Origin of the sequence: Kineococcus sp. TRM81007 (assembly GCF_022669155.1) — a bacterium.
Classification (GTDB): domain Bacteria; phylum Actinomycetota; class Actinomycetes; order Actinomycetales; family Kineococcaceae; genus Kineococcus.
This window is the reverse complement of record NZ_JALBVB010000058.1, coordinates 1-16,038: the sequence shown is the minus strand read 5'-3', so window position 1 is coordinate 16,038 and position 16,038 is coordinate 1. Positions and strand designations below refer to the sequence as shown.

The window sequence follows — 16,038 nt, the reverse complement described above, 5'->3', positions numbered from 1 at the left end:
GCGCCAGGGACGGCCCCCGGCCCCTAGTGGCGGCTCGCGGTCCCCCGCTTCGGAAGGATCTTGCCCACGGCGAGCGCCGCGAACACCAGCGTGCTGCCGGCGACGGCGAGCTGGAGGGATCCCGTGGTGCCTGACCACACCAGGGCCGCGGTGCCCAGGCCGCCGGTGCTGCTCACGAGGCTGATCTGCCCGTACACGTCACACGCTCCTCAACGCGTCGCGGGGGCCGCGGTGACGTGGTGCCACCGGGCCTCCCTTCCCGTCACCAGGTCTGCCAGCGAGCGGACGAAGACGGCTTGGATGAACAGGTCGTAGACGAGCTCCACGACCAGGGGGGCGGCGGTGAGCCTGGCCGCCCAGCCACCGCGCCAGACGGTGACCAGGCGCTCGACCAGGAAGACGAGGCCCACGCCCGTCCACAGCGGGGTGGTCCCGAACGCCAGCGCCGGGTCGAGGGCGATGGCGAGGACCAGCAGCAGGTAGAGCTGGAACGCGAGGACCCCGAACCCGATGCCGAGCTGCTGCCCCCAGTACCGCGAGGTCGTGCGGGTGAGGCCGTAGTGGCGGAGGTTCTCCAGCGCACCGCGCTGCCAGCGCGTGCGCTGCTCCCACAGGTCCCGCCACGTCGGCATGATCTCGGTGGTGACGACGCACTCCGCGGGCGACGTCATCCGCCAGCCCAGCGTCTTCAGGGCGAGCGTGAGCTCGTTGTCCTCCGTCAGCGCGAGGGTGTCGTAGACCTGGCCCGCGCGTCCGGGCAGCGCACGGCCGCGCTGCTCGGCGACCTGGCGCAGCGCCTCGGCCCGGAACAGGGTGCCGGTGCCGGTCAGCACCATCACTCGCCCGGTGCGGACGATCTCGCGGCCGTAGCGCGTGTACTCGTTGCGCTGCAGCTGACCGAGCAGGCCGGCGCCGGGGTCCCCGTAGAAGATGCCGCCGACCGCACCGATCCGCGGGTCGGACTCCAGGGACGCGGCAGCGGTCTCCAGGAACCTCGGGGCGAGCACGGTGTCGGCGTCCATGACGAGGACGAAGTCGTCGGCGGCGAGGTCGGGGCGTCCCGGGGCGCCGGGGGTGGACCGGCGGTCGCCGGTGGAGCGGCGTCCCCCGCCGGACGACCGCTCCCCCTCCGTGCGCCGGGGGGCCCTGGCGCTGCGGCGGAATCGACTGGCGAACACCTGGTTGAGGGCGCCGGCCTTCTTGTCGGTGTTGCCGACCGTCTCGAGCACCTCGGCCCCCAGGGTGCGGGCGACGTCCGCCGTGGCGTCGGTGCAGTTGTCCGCGGCGACGATCACCCGATCCGGAGGACGCGTCTGCCGCTGCAGGGCCTGCAGCGTGCCTGTGAGCTGTGTCGCCTCGTCGTGCGCGGGCACGACGACGACGATGGCGGGTGGCAAGGGAGGACCTCCGGCTGGGGACCGCAGCCGCCGTGGGGTCGGCGACCGGTCACCATGCTGCTCCGGGGAGTGACCGCGAGTGCACCCCCGTCGGCGCACGTCATCCGTCCAGCCGAAACCGGTTCACCCGTGCGGGGGCGCCGGGGTGACGCGCCGGCGGGTCAGCTCCGCTCGCGCCGGGCCGGCGGTTCCTCGATGCGCAGGGGCGGCAGCCCGACGATGTCGTGGGTGGCGGAGGCGATGCCGATGCCGGCCTCGTCCAGACCGGCGAGGACCTGCCGGGTCACGGCGTCCTTGACGGCGCGCACCCCGCGGTGCGGCACGAGGAAGCGCAGCGACATCTCCAGCCAGTTGTCGGTGAGGCGCCAGTACACGGCCGGTTCCAGCGAGGCGTCGGAGATCGCGTAGCGGGTGCGCATCCTGGCCAGGGCCGCTTCGGCGGCCGGGTCGTCGACGACCGCGTGGTCGCGGGCGGCGGCGAGCAGGACGGCCTCGGCGCGGGCGCGGTCGGCGCCGTAGGGGACGGGCAGCGCGATCTCCTCCCACAGGTACGGGAAGTCGCGGGTGTAGTTGTAGACGGGCTCGTCGAAGATGACGCCGTTGGTGACGGTCACGAGGCGGCCGGTGTACTGCCGCGAGTGCACCCACCCCGCGGGGTCCGCGCCGCCGGAACCGGCCGAGGGCGGCTGCCCCATCTCCATGACCGTGGTCTTGAGGAACCCCAGGCGCACGACGTCGCCGCGCACACCGCCGAGGCTGACGCGGTCGCCGACGCCGAAGGTGTTGCCGCGCAGGATGACGAAGTAGGCGGCCAGCGACAGCAGCACCTGCTGCAGGGCGAACGCGAGACCGGCGCTGAGCAGCCCGACGCCGGTGGTCAGGTCCGTCTCCGGGGTCACCCAGATCGAGAAGACGCCCAGGACGAGGACGACGGCGCTGAGGACCTGCAGGCCCTGCCGGGCCCAGAACCGGCGGGGGTCGGCGACCCGCCCGCCCAGCGCGCGGCGCACCACGGCGCGCGCCGCGCCCCGCAGCCCCAGCACGGCGAGCACGAGGACGGCGGTGAACAGCAGCTTCACGCCCGTGGTGGCGCTGACGCCGACCAGGGTCACCCCGAAGAGCTCCACGGCCTCGGAGGGCACCGAGTCGAGCACGGGCGTCTCGAGGACCCCGCCGTCGAGGAACAGGGTCACGTGGCACGGCCTCCCGGGGTCGGCGGCCCGGGGGCTCCCGGGTCGGGGCGGGGTACCCCGCGGTCGGCCGAACGTACCCAGCGGTGCGGTCCCGCGCAGCTCGGCGCGGGGAGGGCCGCCGGGCGCGACCGGGCGGTCAGCGCCGGTACGGGCGCCGGTCACCTCCCAGCTCCAGCCCGGCGAGCCGTCGCAGCACCCGCACCCGGCGCAACCGGCGCACGACGGGCCGCGGCAGCAGCCGGCGCACCACCGGTGTGGTGGCGGCCAGCGGCGGCTCGCGCCAGGGGCGCTCGGCGCGCACCCGGGCGCGGGTCTCCAGGTCCAGCGGGGTGAGGACCTGCTCGACGGCCAGCAGGACCGTCCCGCGCAGCAGCCACAGCGAGGTCTGCTCGCGCGCGTCCACCAGCAGCAGCTCGGTGAGGGTGGCGCGCGCCTCCCCCGCCCGCTCCAGGCTCTGCGCGAGGCGCTGCTCCACCTCGGCCTCGACGCCGGACGCCTCGGCCTCCAGCAGCGCACCGAACTCGTCGAGGCAGGCGGCGACCTCGGTGAGCACGACCGCGAACGCCGCGCGCACCTCCTGGCCGTACCCGTCGTCGCCGGCCGCGTGCGCCGGCGCCTCCTGGCGCATGGCGACGAAGAGGGCCCGCAGCGCCAGCAGCGAGCTGTCCAGGGCCTCCAGCCCGCTGCGCAGCACCGGTTCCACGTCGGCGGTGGCGAGGGCGCGGGGGTTGAACCGGCGCAGGTCGCGGACGTCGCCGAGGGCGGTGGCGGCCCGGTCGGCGGCGGTGGTGACGGCCCGGGCGCGCGTGAGCCAGTCGGTGACCTCGGCCTCGGTGACGGGGCGGGCGGCCATCGCGGTGCCGGCGGTGATCAGGCACTCGGCCTGCTCCTGGGCGACCGCGCGCACCTCGCTGACCGCGTCGCGGGTGGGCACCGGTGGCGGCACGAGCACGCTGAAGGTGATGCCGACCCCGGCGCCGATGAACGTGGTGACGAGGCGGGTCTCCGCGGCGATCTCCTGCCCGCCCACGGCCAGGACGAGCATGGCGCTGATGGGTGTCTCCAGCGCCTGGGCGCCCAGCCGCAGCACGGCGGCCAGCAGCAGGGAGGCGCCGACCGCCACGGCCAGGCTCCACCAGCTGAGCCCGACGACGGCGGACAGGGCGACGGCGACGAGGACGCCGGTGAGGACGGCGCCGACCCGCACCACGGCCATCTTGAGGCTGGAGGTGGCCGACGCCTGCAGGACCAGCAGCGAGGTGAGGGAGCCGGTGAGGTCGACGGGGCCCTGCGTCGCGACGAGGGTGAACAGGTAGGAGACGACCGCTGCGGCCGTCAGCCGTGCCGTGGAGGCCAGCGTCGGCCACAGCCGGGCGCGCGGCCGCCGCGCGCGCCCGGCCCTGAGCGCCCCCCGCAGGGCCGCCCAGCGCCGCCCGACCGCCGTCATGCCACCCCCTCCCGCTCCGCCGCGTGCGGCTCCACGCTGCCGCGTCCGCACCGCGCCGTCGAATCGACCGGAAGTTGCCCGACGCACACGACCGTTGCCGTCGTGTTCACCGGGCGGCTGCGCCTGTGACCCCGCGAGGTCGCCCGTGCCCGGTTGGCTCCCCGACCGGACCACAGCCGGAGCACAGCCGGACCAGAGCACGACCACAGGAGCCCCCGTGACCGACGTCCCCCCTCCCCTCGCACGCCGCACCCTGCTCGGTGGCGCCACCGTCCTCGGCGCCGGCCTGGGCGCCGGGCTGCTGACCGCGGGCGCGTGGCCGCGCGAGCGCGGCTTCGCGGACCCCTTCACCCTCGGCGTCGCCTCCGGTGAACCCACCCCCGACGGGTTCGTGCTGTGGACGCGGTTGGCGCCGGACCCGTACGCCGAGGACGGCCGCGGCGGGATGCCGGACCGCGACGTCCCCGTGCAGTGGGAGGTCGCGCACGACGAGGGCTTCCGCCGGATCGTGCGGCGCGGCACCGAGGTGGCCCCCGCGCACCTGGGGCACAGCGTCCACGTCGAGCTGGACGGCCTGCACCCCGGGCACCAGTACTGGTACCGCTTCCGCGTCGAGGGCCGCTCCACCCACCTCTCCCCCGCCGGGACGACCCGCACCGCGCCGCACCCGCGCACCTGGGGAACGCCGCTGACGATGGCGTTCGCCTCGTGCGCCCAGTACGAGCACGGCTGGTTCACGGCCTACCGGCGCCTGGCGGAGGAGCAGCCCGACGTGGTCCTGTTCCTCGGCGACTACATCTACGAGTACGAGAAGAACCAGTACGTCGTCGGTGACGGCAACGTCCGCGACCACGCCGGCCCGGAGACGACGACGCTGGCCGGCTACCGTCAGCGCCACGCCCAGTACAAGACGGACCCCGACCTGCAGGCGGCGCACGCGGTCGCGCCGTGGGTGGTGACCTGGGACGACCACGAGGTCGAGAACAACTACGCCGACCTGGTCGCCGAGGAGCAGGAGCCGCACCCCACGCAGGAGGAGTTCGCCGCCCGTCGCGCCGCCGCCTACCAGGCGTACTACGAGAACATGCCGCTGCGGCGCTCGTCGATGCCGCAGGGCCCGGACATGCGGCTGTTCCGCCGCCTCGACTGGGGGCGGCTGGCGTCGTTCCACGTGCTCGACACCCGCCAGTACCGCAGCGACCAGCCCGGCGGGGACCAGTTCCCCGCGACGGGTCCCGAGCGCGACGACCCGAACCGCACGATCCTGGGCACCGAGCAGCGCGACTGGTTGCTGGAGGGCCTGGGCTCCTCGGCCGCGACGTGGGACGTCATCGCCCAGCAGGTCATGGTCCACGAGCACGACTACGTGCCCGGCGCGGACCGCGGGTTCAACCCCGACTCGTGGGACGGGTACACCGCCGACCGGCAGCGCCTGCTGGACGGGTTCGTCGAGCGCGGCGCGCAGAACCCCGTCGTCCTGACGGGGGACGTGCACAAGCACTACGCCGCGGACCTGACGCGCGACCCCTCCGACGCGGACGCGGCCCCGGTCGGCGTGGAGCTGGTGTGCACCTCGATCACCTCCGGCGGCGACGGCACCGACGGGTACGGCGCGGACCAGTTGGCCGACAACCCCGACCTGAAGCTGGCCGACGACCGGCGCGGCTACGGCATCGCCCGCTTCGAGCGCGACCACCTGCGCGCCGACTTCCGCGTGCTGGACCACGTCTCGCAGCCGGGTGCGCCGGTGCGCACCCGCGCCTCGTTCGTGGTGGAGGCCGGCAACCCGGGGCTGCAGGAGGTCTGAGCTCGGCCGCGGCGGGAGCGCGGCGGGGTACCCGCCCGGCGCCGGCAGGACGGCCACCGGTTCCGCGGGTTAGCGTGGGACCGGTGGCCGCCGGCCACCCGCTGAGGCCCCCGGGAGAAGAGTGCGCGTCAGTCACCCCGCCCCCACCGCGGCGGTGGGCCGGTGAACGCCGGTTCGCCCGGTGCCCTCCAGCACCCCGAGGCGTTCGCCCCCGCGTACGGCGCGGTCGACCTGACGACGTGCGACCGCGAGCCCATCCACGTGCCCGGCGCCGTGCAGCCGCACGGCGTGCTGCTGGCCGTCGACCGCACCGAGCACCGGGTGGTGGTGGCTTCCACGAACGCGGCGGGGTTCTTCGGGCGCGCCCCGCGGGACGTGCCGGGCGCAGCGCTGACGGAACTGCTCGGCGAGGAGGTCGCCCGCCGGGTGCGCGAGGCCGACGTCGGGGGGAACCTCGACGAGGCCCTGCACGCCCGCCTGGACGTGGCCGCCGGCCCGGTGGACGCCGACGTGGCGCTGCACGTGTCCGGGGACCGGCTGGTGGTGGAGGTGGAGCCGCTCTCGCCGGACGCGGCACCGGTGTCCTACCGCGCCACCCGGGCGGCGATCGCCCGCCTGGCCGGCAGTTCCGGCATCGACGGGCTGTGCGACCGGCTGGCGCGGGAGGTGCGCACCCTGACCGGTTTCGACCGCGTCATGGTCTACCGCTTCGACGCCCAGTGGAACGGCGAGGTCGTCGCCGAGGACCGCCGCGACGACCTCAACGCCTTCCGCGGCCTGCACTACCCCGCCTCCGACATCCCCGCCCAGGCCCGCCGCCTCTACACCGTGAACTGGACCCGGCTGATCGCCGACGTCGACTACGCGCCCGCACCCCTGCACCCCCTGCTGGACCCGGGCACCGGCGCCCCGCTGGACCTGTCGCACTCGGTGCTGCGCAGCGTCTCGCCCATCCACGTCGAGTACCTGAAGAACATGGGCGTGACCGCCTCCATGTCCGTCTCCCTCGTCGTCGAGGGCAGGTTGTGGGGACTGGTGGCGTGCCACCACTACTCCGGCCCGCACCGCCCCGGCCACGACGCCCGCTCCGCGGCGGAGTTCCTCGGCCAGACCGCCTCCCAGCTCGTCGGCGAGCGGGTGCGCTCCCGCGAGCGCGAGCAAGCCCTGGCCGCGGCGGAGCTCATGACGGACGTCCTCACCGCCGTGGCCGCCAGCGACCGCGAACCGCTGGCCACCCTCGTCGAGGACGGCCGCCTGCTGCGGATGCTCGACGCCGGGGGCGTGGCCGCCTGGACGGGCAGCCGGTTGCTCACCTGCGGCGAGGTACCGCCGTGGGCGGCCGTGCAGCGCATCACCACGCTGCTCGCGCGGGCCGACGGCGCCGCCACGTTCACCGACCACCTGTCCGCGCTCAGCCCCGGCCTGGCCGACGTGGCCGGTTCGGCGGCGGGTGCGTTGCGGGTGGGGATCGACGGAGACGCCTGGGTGCTGTGGTTGCGCCCCGAGCAGCCCCGGGTCGTCGACTGGGGCGGCGACCCGCACAACGTGCAGATCGCTCAGGGCGAGGGGGCAGCGGTGCGCATCAGCCCCCGCAAGAGCTTCGAGAAGTGGCAGGAGGTCGTGCGCGGGCGCAGCGCCCCGTGGCTGCCGTGGCACGGCATCACCGCGGACCGGCTGCGCAACCAGATCACCGGGCTCATGCTGGGGCGCTCGCGCGGGCAGATCGCCATCGCCGAGTCCCTGCAGCGCGCCGTCGTCCTCGACGAGGCGCCCGAGGTGCCCGGCCTCGAGGTCCTGGCCCGCTACTGCCCCGCGGAGGGCGGCCAGCTCGGCGGCGACTGGTGGGACGTGCTGCCCCTTGACGGTGACCGGGTGGCCGTGGTGGTCGGGGACGTGGCCGGGCACGGCGTGCACGCCGCCGCGGCGATGGCGCAGCTTCGCACGGCGGTGCGCGCCTACCTGCTGGAGGGGCACTCCCCCGCCGCGGCGCTGGAACGCCTCGACACCCTCGTGGGCACCATGCCCGGCAACCACACCGCCACCGCCGTCGTCGGGATCGTCGAGCACGGCGGCACCGGGGACGGCCCGGGCGACGGCTCCGCGGCGGTCGTCGAGCTGGCCAGCGCCGGGCACCCTGCCCCGCTGCTCGTCAGCGCGGCGGGCACCACGGCCCTGCACGTGCCACCGCGCCCGGTGCTCGGTCTGGGGTTCGGGCCGACGACCGGCCTGGACGGCGAGAACGTGCGGGTCCCGCTGCCCGCCGACGCTGCGCTGCTGCTGCACAGCGACGGCCTCGTGGAACGCCGCGACGCCGGCCTGGAGCAGACGACCGCCGCGCTCGCGGAGGCCGCCACCCGCGCCGCCGGGGAACTCCTGCCGGACCCGGAGCGGGGCATGGCGGCCGTGGTGGACCGGCTGCTGACGGCCGTGCCCGGCGGCGGGGGTGACGACACCACACTGGTGCTGCTGCGGCGCAGGTGAGCCCCTGCAGCAGCGCCCACCGGGTGCGGGACCCGGTGGGCGCCGCCGCGGTCGTCAGAGGGCGCTGACGGCCGGGGCCTCCGCGCGGCGCACGACGAGCCCGGTGGAGCGAGCGGCGTCCTGGGCGTCGAGGTCGACGGTGAAGTCGCGGTTCTCCACGTCCACCTCCACGGTGTCGCCGTCGCGGACCTCCCCGGAGAGGATCGCGCGGGCGAGCCGGTCGCCGAGCTCCCGCTGCACCAGGCGCCGCAGCGGCCGGGCGCCGTACGCCGGGTCGTAACCGGTCAGCGCCAGCCAGTCCTTCGCCGCGTCGCTCACCTCCAGGGTGAGGCGGCGGTCGGCGAGGCGACCGGCGAGGCGCTGCACCTGGATCTCCACGATCCGGGACAGCTCCTGCGTGGACAGCGGGTCGAACACCACGACGTCGTCGAGGCGGTTGAGGAACTCCGGCTTGAAGTTCGCCCGCACCGCGCTCATCACCGCGTCGTGCTTGGTGGCCCGCGACAGCTCCGGGTCCACCAGGTACTGCGACCCCAGGTTCGAGGTCAGGACGAGGATGACGTTGCGGAAGTCCACCGTGCGACCCTGCCCGTCGGTGAGGCGACCGTCGTCGAGGACCTGCAGGAGGATGTCGAACACCTCCGGGTGGGCCTTCTCCACCTCGTCCAGCAGCACCACCGAGTACGGCCGGCGCCGCACGGCCTCGGTGAGCTGGCCGCCCTCCTCGTAACCGACGTAGCCGGGGGGCGCGCCGACGAGGCGGGCCACCGCGTGCTTCTCGGAGTACTCGCTCATGTCGATGCGGACCATGGCCCGCTCGTCGTCGAAGAGGAAGTCCGCGAGCGCCTTCGCCAGTTCCGTCTTGCCGACGCCGGTGGGGCCGAGGAACAGGAAGGAACCGGTGGGGCGGTCGGGGTCGTTGACGCCGGCCCGGCTGCGGCGCACCGCGTCCGAGACCGCCTCGACGGCCTTCGCCTGGCCGATGAGCCGGGCGCCGAGGAACTCCTCCATGCGCAGCAGCTTCTCGGTCTCGCCCTCGAGGATCCGGCCGGCGGGGATGCCGGTCCAGCCCGCGATGACCTCGGCGATGTCGTCGGGACCGACCTCGTCGGCGACCATCGGCTTGTGCTCGACGGCCTGGTTCTCCGCGGCCTGCGCCCGCTCCAGCTCGCGCTGCAGGGCGGGGATGCGCCCGTAGAGGATCTCGCTGGCGCCGCCCAGGTCGCCCTCGCGCTGCAGCCGCTCGGCGTGCGAGCGCAGTTCGTCGACCTCGTGCTTGAGCTCACCGACGCGGTTCAGGCCGGCCTTCTCCTGCTCCCACCGGGCGGTGAGGGCGGTGAGCTGCTCCTGCCGGTCGGCGAGCTGCGCGCGCAGCGCGTCGAGGCGCTCGCGGGAGGCGGCGTCGTCCTCCTTGGACAGCGCCAGCTCCTCCATGCGCATCCGGTCGACGGCGCGGCGCAGCTCGTCGATCTCGACGGGCGAGGAGTCGATCTCCATGCGCAGCCGGGACGCGGCCTCGTCGACGAGGTCGATGGCCTTGTCGGGCAGCTGGCGGCCGGAGATGTACCGGTCGGACAGGGTGGCGGCGGCCACGAGGGCGGCGTCGGAGATGGCGACCTTGTGGTGAGCCTCGTACCGCTCGCGCAGGCCGCGCAGGATGCCGATGGTGTCGGGCACGCTGGGCTCGCCGACGAACACCTGCTGGAAGCGGCGTTCCAGGGCGGGGTCCTTCTCGATGCGCTCGCGGTACTCGTCGAGGGTGGTGGCGCCGACGAGGCGCAGCTGGCCGCGGGCGAGCATGGGCTTGAGCATGTTGCCGGCGTCCATGGAGCCCTCGGCGGAACCGGCGCCGACGACGGTGTGCAGCTCGTCGATGAAGGTGACGACCTGCCCCTCGGAGCGCCGGATCTCCTCCAGCACGGCCTTCAGCCGCTCCTCGAACTCGCCGCGGTACTTCGCCCCGGCGACCATGGCGGCCAGGTCGAGGGCGACGAGGCGCTTGCCGCGCAGCGATTCGGGCACGTCGCCGGCGACGATGCGCTGGGCGAGGCCCTCGACGACGGCGGTCTTGCCGACGCCCGGTTCGCCGATGAGCACGGGGTTGTTCTTGGTGCGGCGAGACAGCACCTGCACGACGCGGCGGATCTCCGCGTCGCGGCCGATCACGGGGTCGAGCTCGCCCTGGCGGGCGCGCTCGGTGAGGTCGACGCCGTACTTCTCGAGGGACTTGTAGGTGCCCTCGGGGTCGGGCGAGGTGACCTTCACGCCGCCGCGCACGTCCGGCAGCGCGTCGAGCAGGGCGTCGCGGGTGGCGCCGACGGCGCGCAGCGCCTCCCCGGCGGCGGACTGGCCGGCGGCGGCACCGAGCAGCAGGTGCTCGGTGGAGACGTAGGCGTCGTCGAGGCCGCGCGCCTCGTCGCCGGCGGACTGCATGAGCTGCACGGCGGGGCGGGAGAGCTGCGGCTGCGCCACGGAGGAGCCGGAGGCGCTGGGCAGCGAGGCGAGGGCGCCGTCGACGCGGCGCGTCAGGAGGGCGCGGTCGGCACCGACGGCGTCGAGCAGGGCGCCGGCGACGCCGTTCTCCTGCGCGACGAGCGCGGCGAGGACGTGCAGGGGCTCGACCTGCGCGTGGCCGGCGGAGGTGGCGCGGCCGACCGCGTCGGCCAGCGCCTCCTGGGCGCGGGTGGTGAGCTTGAGGTCCACGGGGCTACCTCCGGGCGAGTGGTGCGGAACGACTTCGCTGGCTCCAACGCTGCCAGACTTGAGCTTGTTCCGCTCAACTCCCAGGTTCCTCGGCCCCGCAGCCCCGGTGTCGACGCGGCCGCCCCCACCCACCCTTCCCGCCCCCACCCCCTCCCGCCGTGATCTTGCACGGTTGAGCGCTCACCCGCGCAAGACCACCGTGGAGGAGCGGAGGGGTGGAGGGGGTGGGGATCGAGCGGGTCGAGCGGCTCAGGCGGGGCAGCCGGCCGGGTCGGCGTACTGCTCGGCGTCGGTGAAGACGGCGTCGGAGACGCTCGCGGTACCGCCGACGGCCACGACGTAGCAGGGGCGCAGGCGCTGCAGCTCGGCGCGGGTGGCGGCGGGCAGCGCGTCGCGCTCGGTCAGCAGCAGCGGCCCGACACCGAGGGTGGAGGGACCGGCGGCCAGGGCGTCCGGGAAGGACGTGCCGGAGGCGATGAAGACGATGGGGGCGGCGCCGGGCTCCCAGACCGCCGCGGAGACCTCGGCCGCGGTCTCGTAGCGGTCGCTGCCCGACAGGCGCAGGTTGCCGCGAGTGCTCACGGCCGACCTCAGCTCCGCGCCGCCGGCGGCGGACGCGGCGGTGGCGCCCGACGCCCCGGGGGCGTCGTGCTGGGCGGCGGTGCCGGCGGTGGCGGTACCGGCGGTGGCGAGGGCCGCGCCGGCCAGGGCGGTGGCGGCGAGGGTGGCGACGAGCTTCACGCGCATGAGGGGGTCACTCCGTGGTGTCGGGTGCAGCACGGACGATCACCGTCCGTCACACCGACTGTGCCGCGTCCCCCGCTCCACCTCGCTCACGGAGAGCGGCCCCCTGACCCGTACGGGCGAGGGACGTCACGCGTTCCCCGCCGCACCTCGCGGGGAGTCAGTCAGCGAACACCCGCAGTGACTTTCCAGGGGCCGCTGTCAGCGCACCCGCCGCACCAGGGCTCGCAGGGCCCGGTACCCCACGACCCCGCCCACCACCCAGGGCGCGGCGACGACGACCGGGTCCAGCACCTGGTGGTGCACGTCCGCCCGGCCGCGCCCGAACCGGGAGCGCAGCCCGCCGTGCGTCGCCTCCGCGAGCACGCCGGTCTCCGTCACCGGGTCGTCGGGGTGCCGGCTCGCGAAGGACCTCACCGTCTCCTCCACCGAGTCCACCCGGTCGGCGGCGATCAGCAGCAACCAGTGCGCGGTGCGGGCCTCGCCGTAGCGGTAGGCGTAGCGGCGCACCGCGCCCGAGACCCCCTTCAGCGGGGTCGCGGTACCGAACACGGGCGTCAGGAACGCGTGCTCGATCGAGCGCTCGCGGGGGAGCCGCTCGGGCTGGCGCTCGGGGAACTCCCAGTGCGCGCCGTTCAGGTCGGGGTCGAAGCGCTCGCGCGGGAACGCCGGGCGGTCCGCCGGGTCCAGGTCCACGCCCCAGCCGGGGATGCGGGCGCGCAACTGCTCGGGGGTCTCCGGCAGCGGGGGTTTCGCGGCCGTGTAGGTGTACGCGGGGTCCTCGGGGTCGAGGTGGTCCAGGCGGTCGCCCTCGGGTGCGGTCACGGCGGTTCCTCCTGCAGCTCAGCTCGCGCCCGGAACGACGAGCGGCTTGATGCAGCCGTCGAGCTTGGACGAGAAGACGTGGTACCCCTCGGCGACGTGCTCCAGCGGGAACCGGTGGGTGACGACCTCGCGGGGCGTGAGGTGGCCGTTGCGGACGTGCTCGAACATCCGCGGCCACTGCCGCTTCACGGGTGTCTGGTTCATCCGCAGGGTCAGGCCCTTGTTCATCGCGTCGCCGAACTTCACGGCGTTCGGGACCGGCCCGTAGGCGCCCATCACGGAGATCGTGCCGCCCTTGCGCACGGCGTCGATCGCCCAGTTCAGGGCGATCGGGGAACCGCCCTGCAGCTTCAGCTTCGCCCCGGCGACGTGCTGCAGGAAGTTGCCGTCGGCCTCGGCGCCCACTGCGTCGATCACCGAGTCGGCGCCGAGGAACCCGGTGATCCGCTTCAGGTGGACGACGACGTCGTCGTGCTCGGTGAAGTCCACGGTCTCCGCGTGGGCCATGGTGCGGGCCTTCTCCAGCCGTTCCGGCAACTGGTCCACGACGATCACCCGCCCGGCACCCATGAGCCAGGCCGACTGCGCCGCGAGGAGCCCGACGGGGCCCGCGCCGAGCACCACGACGACGTCCCCCTCGACGACGTCGGCGAGCTGCGCCCCGAAGTACCCGGTCGCCGCGGCGTCGGTGAGCACGACCGCGTCCTCGTCGTGCATCCAGTCGGGGATGACCGCCGGACCCACGTCGGCGAAGGGCACGCGCACGTACTCGGCCTGGCCGCCGTCGTAGCCGCCGGCGGTGTGGGAGTAGCCGTAGATGCCACCCACGGCGGTCGCGTTGGCGTTGACGTTGTGGCAGTTGGACTGCAGCCCGCGCGCGCAGTAGAAGCAGGAGCCGCAGAAGATGTTGAAGGGCACCATGACCCGGTCCCCGACCCGCAGCTTCTCCACCGACGGGCCCACCTGGTCGACGACGCCGATGAACTCGTGCCCGAACGTCGTCCCGGGCCGGGTGTCGGGGATCGCCCCGTGGTACAGGTGCAGGTCCGACCCGCAGATCGCGGCCAGGGTCACCCGCACGATCGCGTCGTTCGGGTGCTCGATGCGCGGGGAGTCCTTCTCCTCCGCGCGCACGCGGTAGGGCCCGCGGTAGACCATGGCTCGCACCGGCGACTCCCGTGCAGTCCTGGGGCGGCCCGCTGCCGGCCTCGTCGGCGCCCACTGTGCCCCCGCGGGAGCGGTCCCGCACCCCCGCGCGTCAGCCGCCGTCACCGCGCGCGGCGGGCGGGCGCCCGCGGCGCGGCAGGTCGCCGGCGTCCGCGGGCATCCGCCCGGCCCGGCGCAGCGCCTCGCGCAGGACGAACTCCGCCTGCGCGTTGACGCTGCGCAGGTCGTCGGCGGCCCACCGCGCCAGCGCCTCGTGCACGGCCGGGTCCAGGCGCAGCAGCACCTGCTTGCGGCTGCGCCCGCGCGCCGGCGCACCCTCACCGGGCGTCCCGCCCGCCGTCCCGTCCGCGCCCGCGGCGCTCACCCGTACAGCGTGCCGGTGTTGACGACGGGGGTGGCCCGCCCGTCCCCGCACAGCACGACCAGCAGGTTGCTGACCATCGCGGCCTTGCGCTCCTCGTCGAGCTCGACCACGTCCAGCTCCTGCAGCCGCGCCAGGGCGAGCTCCACCATCCCGACCGCGCCGGCGACGATCTGCTCGCGCGCGGCCACGATCGCCGAGGCCTGCTGGCGCTGCAGCATCGCCTGGGCGATCTCCGGCGCGTACGCCAGGTGCGTGATGCGCACCTCCACGACCTCCACACCGGCGACGGCGACGCGGGCGGCGACCTCGTGGGCCAGCTCGTCGGCGACGACGTCGGTGGACCCGCGCAGCGAGGGGCCGGCGGGGGCGTCGTAGGGGTGGGTGGTGACGACGTGGCGCAGCGCGGACTCGCTCTGCATCTCCACGAACTCGTCGTAGTCCTCGACGGCGAACGTGGACTGCGCGGTGTCGGCGACCTGCCACACGACGATGGCGGCGACCTCGACGGGGGAACCGGTGGCGTCGTTGACCTTCAGCCGGCCGGTCTCGAAGTTCCGCACCCGCACCGAGACGCTCACGGTCGTGGACAGCGGCACGACCATGACGAGGCCGGGTTCGCGCACGGTGCCGGTGTAGCGGCCGAAGAACTGCACGACGCGCGTCTGGCCGGGCTGCACGGTGCGCAGCGAGGTCAGCAGCAGCAGGGTCGCCAGCCCCGCCAGGGCGGTGAGCGCCCACAGGACCGGCCGGGCGCCGGGGAGGGCGAGGGCCAGGACCGCGAACAGCGCGGTGAGCAGGAGGGGCGCCAGGACGGCGAGCAGGGCCCGTGCGCCGTGCAGGTGGTGGGCGGGGCGTTCGGCGATGTCGACGCGGGCACCGTCGTGGCCGACGGGGGTGGTGGCCGGCGGGGCGGCGGAAGGGCTCTGGTCGTCCGGGCGGCGGGTCTCGGCGCGCGGGTCCTCGGCGGTGCGGGACACGGTGGTCTCCTCTCGGGTGGCCCTTGAAGTGATATCACTTTGCTACCACGGCGTCGAGGGGCCGCGCCCGAGCGCGGGAGGGGGCACGCTGGGCGGGTGGCAGCGCGCGAACTCGTCGTCCTGGGCACCGCCAGCCAGGCCCCCACCCGCACCCGGAACCACAACGGCTACCTGCTGCGGTGGGACTCCACCTCCGTGCTGTTCGAGGCCGGCGAGGGGACCCAGCGGCAGATGGTCCTCGGCGGCGTCGCCTCCCCGCGCGTGGAGCGGATCTGCGTGACCCACCGGCACAACGACCACTGCCTGGGGGTGCCGGGCGTGCTGAACCGGATGGCGCTGGACTCCCCCGGCCGCTCCGTGACCGTCCACGGCCCCGAGGAGGCCGTGCCGCACCTGCGGGCCCTGGCCGCGGTGGCCGACGCGGACGTCGACGTGCGCGTCGAGGGGGTCCCCGCGCGCGAGGAGGAGGTGCCGGTGGCCGAGGTGGCCGGGTGCGCGCTGACGGCGCGGGCCCTGGAGCACCGGGTGCCCGCCGTCGGCTACCGCCTCGCCGAACCCGCCGGGGTCCGGTTCCGCCCGGAGGCGCTGGCCGCCGCGGGGATCTCCGGGCCGGACGTGCGGGTGCTGCAGCGCGAGGGTGAGCTGCGCGGCGTGCGGCTCACCGACGTCACCGAACCGCGGCGCGGTCAGGTGTTCGCGCTCGTGATGGACACCCGCGCCTGCCCGGCGGTGGAGCACCTGCTGCGCGGCGCGGACCTGGCGGTGGTGGAGTCCACCTACCTGCACCGCGACGAGCGCCTGGCGCACGAGTACGCGCACCTGACCGCGCGGCAGGCCGGCGAGGCCGCCGCGCGCGCGGGCGTGCGCCGGCTGGTCCTGACGCACTTCTCGGCGCGCTACGGGGACCTGGACGAGCTCGGCGCCGAGGCCCGC

13 protein-coding genes are annotated in these 16,038 nt (G+C 75.1%); 3 read left to right on the top strand and 10 right to left on the bottom strand.

The window, feature by feature from the left end; genetic code table 11:
- Positions 1-23: 23 nt before the first annotated feature.
- The 4 genes from MN205_RS18565 to MN205_RS18550 all read right to left on the bottom strand — a co-directional run bounded on the left by MN205_RS18565 (position 24) and on the right by MN205_RS18550 (position 4,037).
- Complete coding sequence (locus MN205_RS18565) at positions 24-197, bottom strand: hypothetical protein (protein ID WP_242129888.1); 174 nt, start codon at positions 195-197, stop codon at positions 24-26.
- A 12-nt stretch (positions 198-209) separates the two neighbouring features.
- A complete protein-coding gene (locus tag MN205_RS18560) occupies positions 210-1,397 on the bottom strand; it encodes a glycosyltransferase family 2 protein (RefSeq protein WP_242129886.1) in 1,188 nt (395 codons plus the stop codon).
- Between the two features lie 161 nt (positions 1,398-1,558).
- Positions 1,559-2,590 (bottom strand): mechanosensitive ion channel family protein, encoded by a 1,032-nt coding sequence (locus MN205_RS18555; RefSeq protein WP_242129884.1) that lies wholly within the window; start codon positions 2,588-2,590, stop codon positions 1,559-1,561.
- Between the two features lie 136 nt (positions 2,591-2,726).
- The gene (locus MN205_RS18550; protein ID WP_242129882.1) at positions 2,727-4,037 is read right to left on the bottom strand and encodes an aromatic acid exporter family protein; all 1,311 of its coding nucleotides are present in this window, start codon (positions 4,035-4,037) and stop codon (positions 2,727-2,729) included.
- A gap of 217 nt (positions 4,038-4,254) precedes the next feature.
- Between MN205_RS18550 and MN205_RS18545 the strand changes: the two genes are divergently transcribed.
- Both MN205_RS18545 and MN205_RS18540 read left to right on the top strand, forming a co-directional pair.
- Positions 4,255-5,844, top strand: a complete 1,590-nt coding sequence (locus MN205_RS18545) for an alkaline phosphatase (RefSeq protein WP_242129880.1) — start codon at positions 4,255-4,257, stop codon at positions 5,842-5,844.
- Between the two features lie 162 nt (positions 5,845-6,006).
- Positions 6,007-8,325: a SpoIIE family protein phosphatase gene (locus MN205_RS18540; protein WP_242129879.1), complete on the top strand. Its 2,319-nt coding sequence runs from the start codon at positions 6,007-6,009 to the stop codon at positions 8,323-8,325.
- A 54-nt stretch (positions 8,326-8,379) separates the two neighbouring features.
- On the opposite strand, the gene clpB is transcribed toward MN205_RS18540, so the two are convergent.
- The 6 genes from clpB to MN205_RS18510 all read right to left on the bottom strand — a co-directional run bounded on the left by clpB (position 8,380) and on the right by MN205_RS18510 (position 15,105).
- Complete coding sequence (clpB, locus tag MN205_RS18535; RefSeq protein ID WP_242129878.1) at positions 8,380-11,028, bottom strand: ATP-dependent chaperone ClpB; 2,649 nt, start codon at positions 11,026-11,028, stop codon at positions 8,380-8,382.
- 249 nt (positions 11,029-11,277) lie between these two features.
- Positions 11,278-11,769, bottom strand: coding sequence for a cell wall-binding repeat-containing protein (locus tag MN205_RS18530; protein ID WP_308220309.1), 492 nt, complete (start codon positions 11,767-11,769; stop codon positions 11,278-11,280).
- Positions 11,770-11,973: 204 nt separating this feature from the next.
- Positions 11,974-12,597, bottom strand: a complete 624-nt coding sequence (locus MN205_RS18525; RefSeq protein WP_242129877.1) for a hypothetical protein — start codon at positions 12,595-12,597, stop codon at positions 11,974-11,976.
- 18 nt (positions 12,598-12,615) lie between these two features.
- Positions 12,616-13,764, bottom strand: coding sequence for a zinc-dependent alcohol dehydrogenase (locus MN205_RS18520; RefSeq protein ID WP_374115985.1), 1,149 nt, complete (start codon positions 13,762-13,764; stop codon positions 12,616-12,618).
- Positions 13,765-13,855: 91 nt separating this feature from the next.
- Entirely contained in the window at positions 13,856-14,128 is a 273-nt protein-coding gene (locus MN205_RS18515; RefSeq protein ID WP_242129876.1) for a hypothetical protein, read from the bottom strand.
- Positions 14,125-15,105 carry an SPFH domain-containing protein gene (locus MN205_RS18510; RefSeq protein WP_242129875.1) on the bottom strand — a complete coding sequence of 327 codons (981 nt, stop codon included), beginning with the start codon at positions 15,103-15,105 and terminating at the stop codon, positions 14,125-14,127. The genes MN205_RS18515 and MN205_RS18510 overlap by 4 nt, the downstream gene beginning before the upstream one ends.
- Before the next feature lie 96 nt (positions 15,106-15,201).
- Here MN205_RS18510 and MN205_RS18505 point away from each other — a divergent pair.
- Positions 15,202-16,038 (top strand): MBL fold metallo-hydrolase (locus tag MN205_RS18505; protein WP_242129874.1); only part of this gene is annotated, 837 nt, incomplete at its 3' end.

Bases quoted from the DNA above. Each gene is read 5' to 3' on its own strand.
- MN205_RS18550 (WP_242129882.1), bottom strand. From the start codon at position 4,037: ATGACGGCGGTCGGGCGGCGCTGGGCGGCCCTGCGGGGGGCGCTCAGG.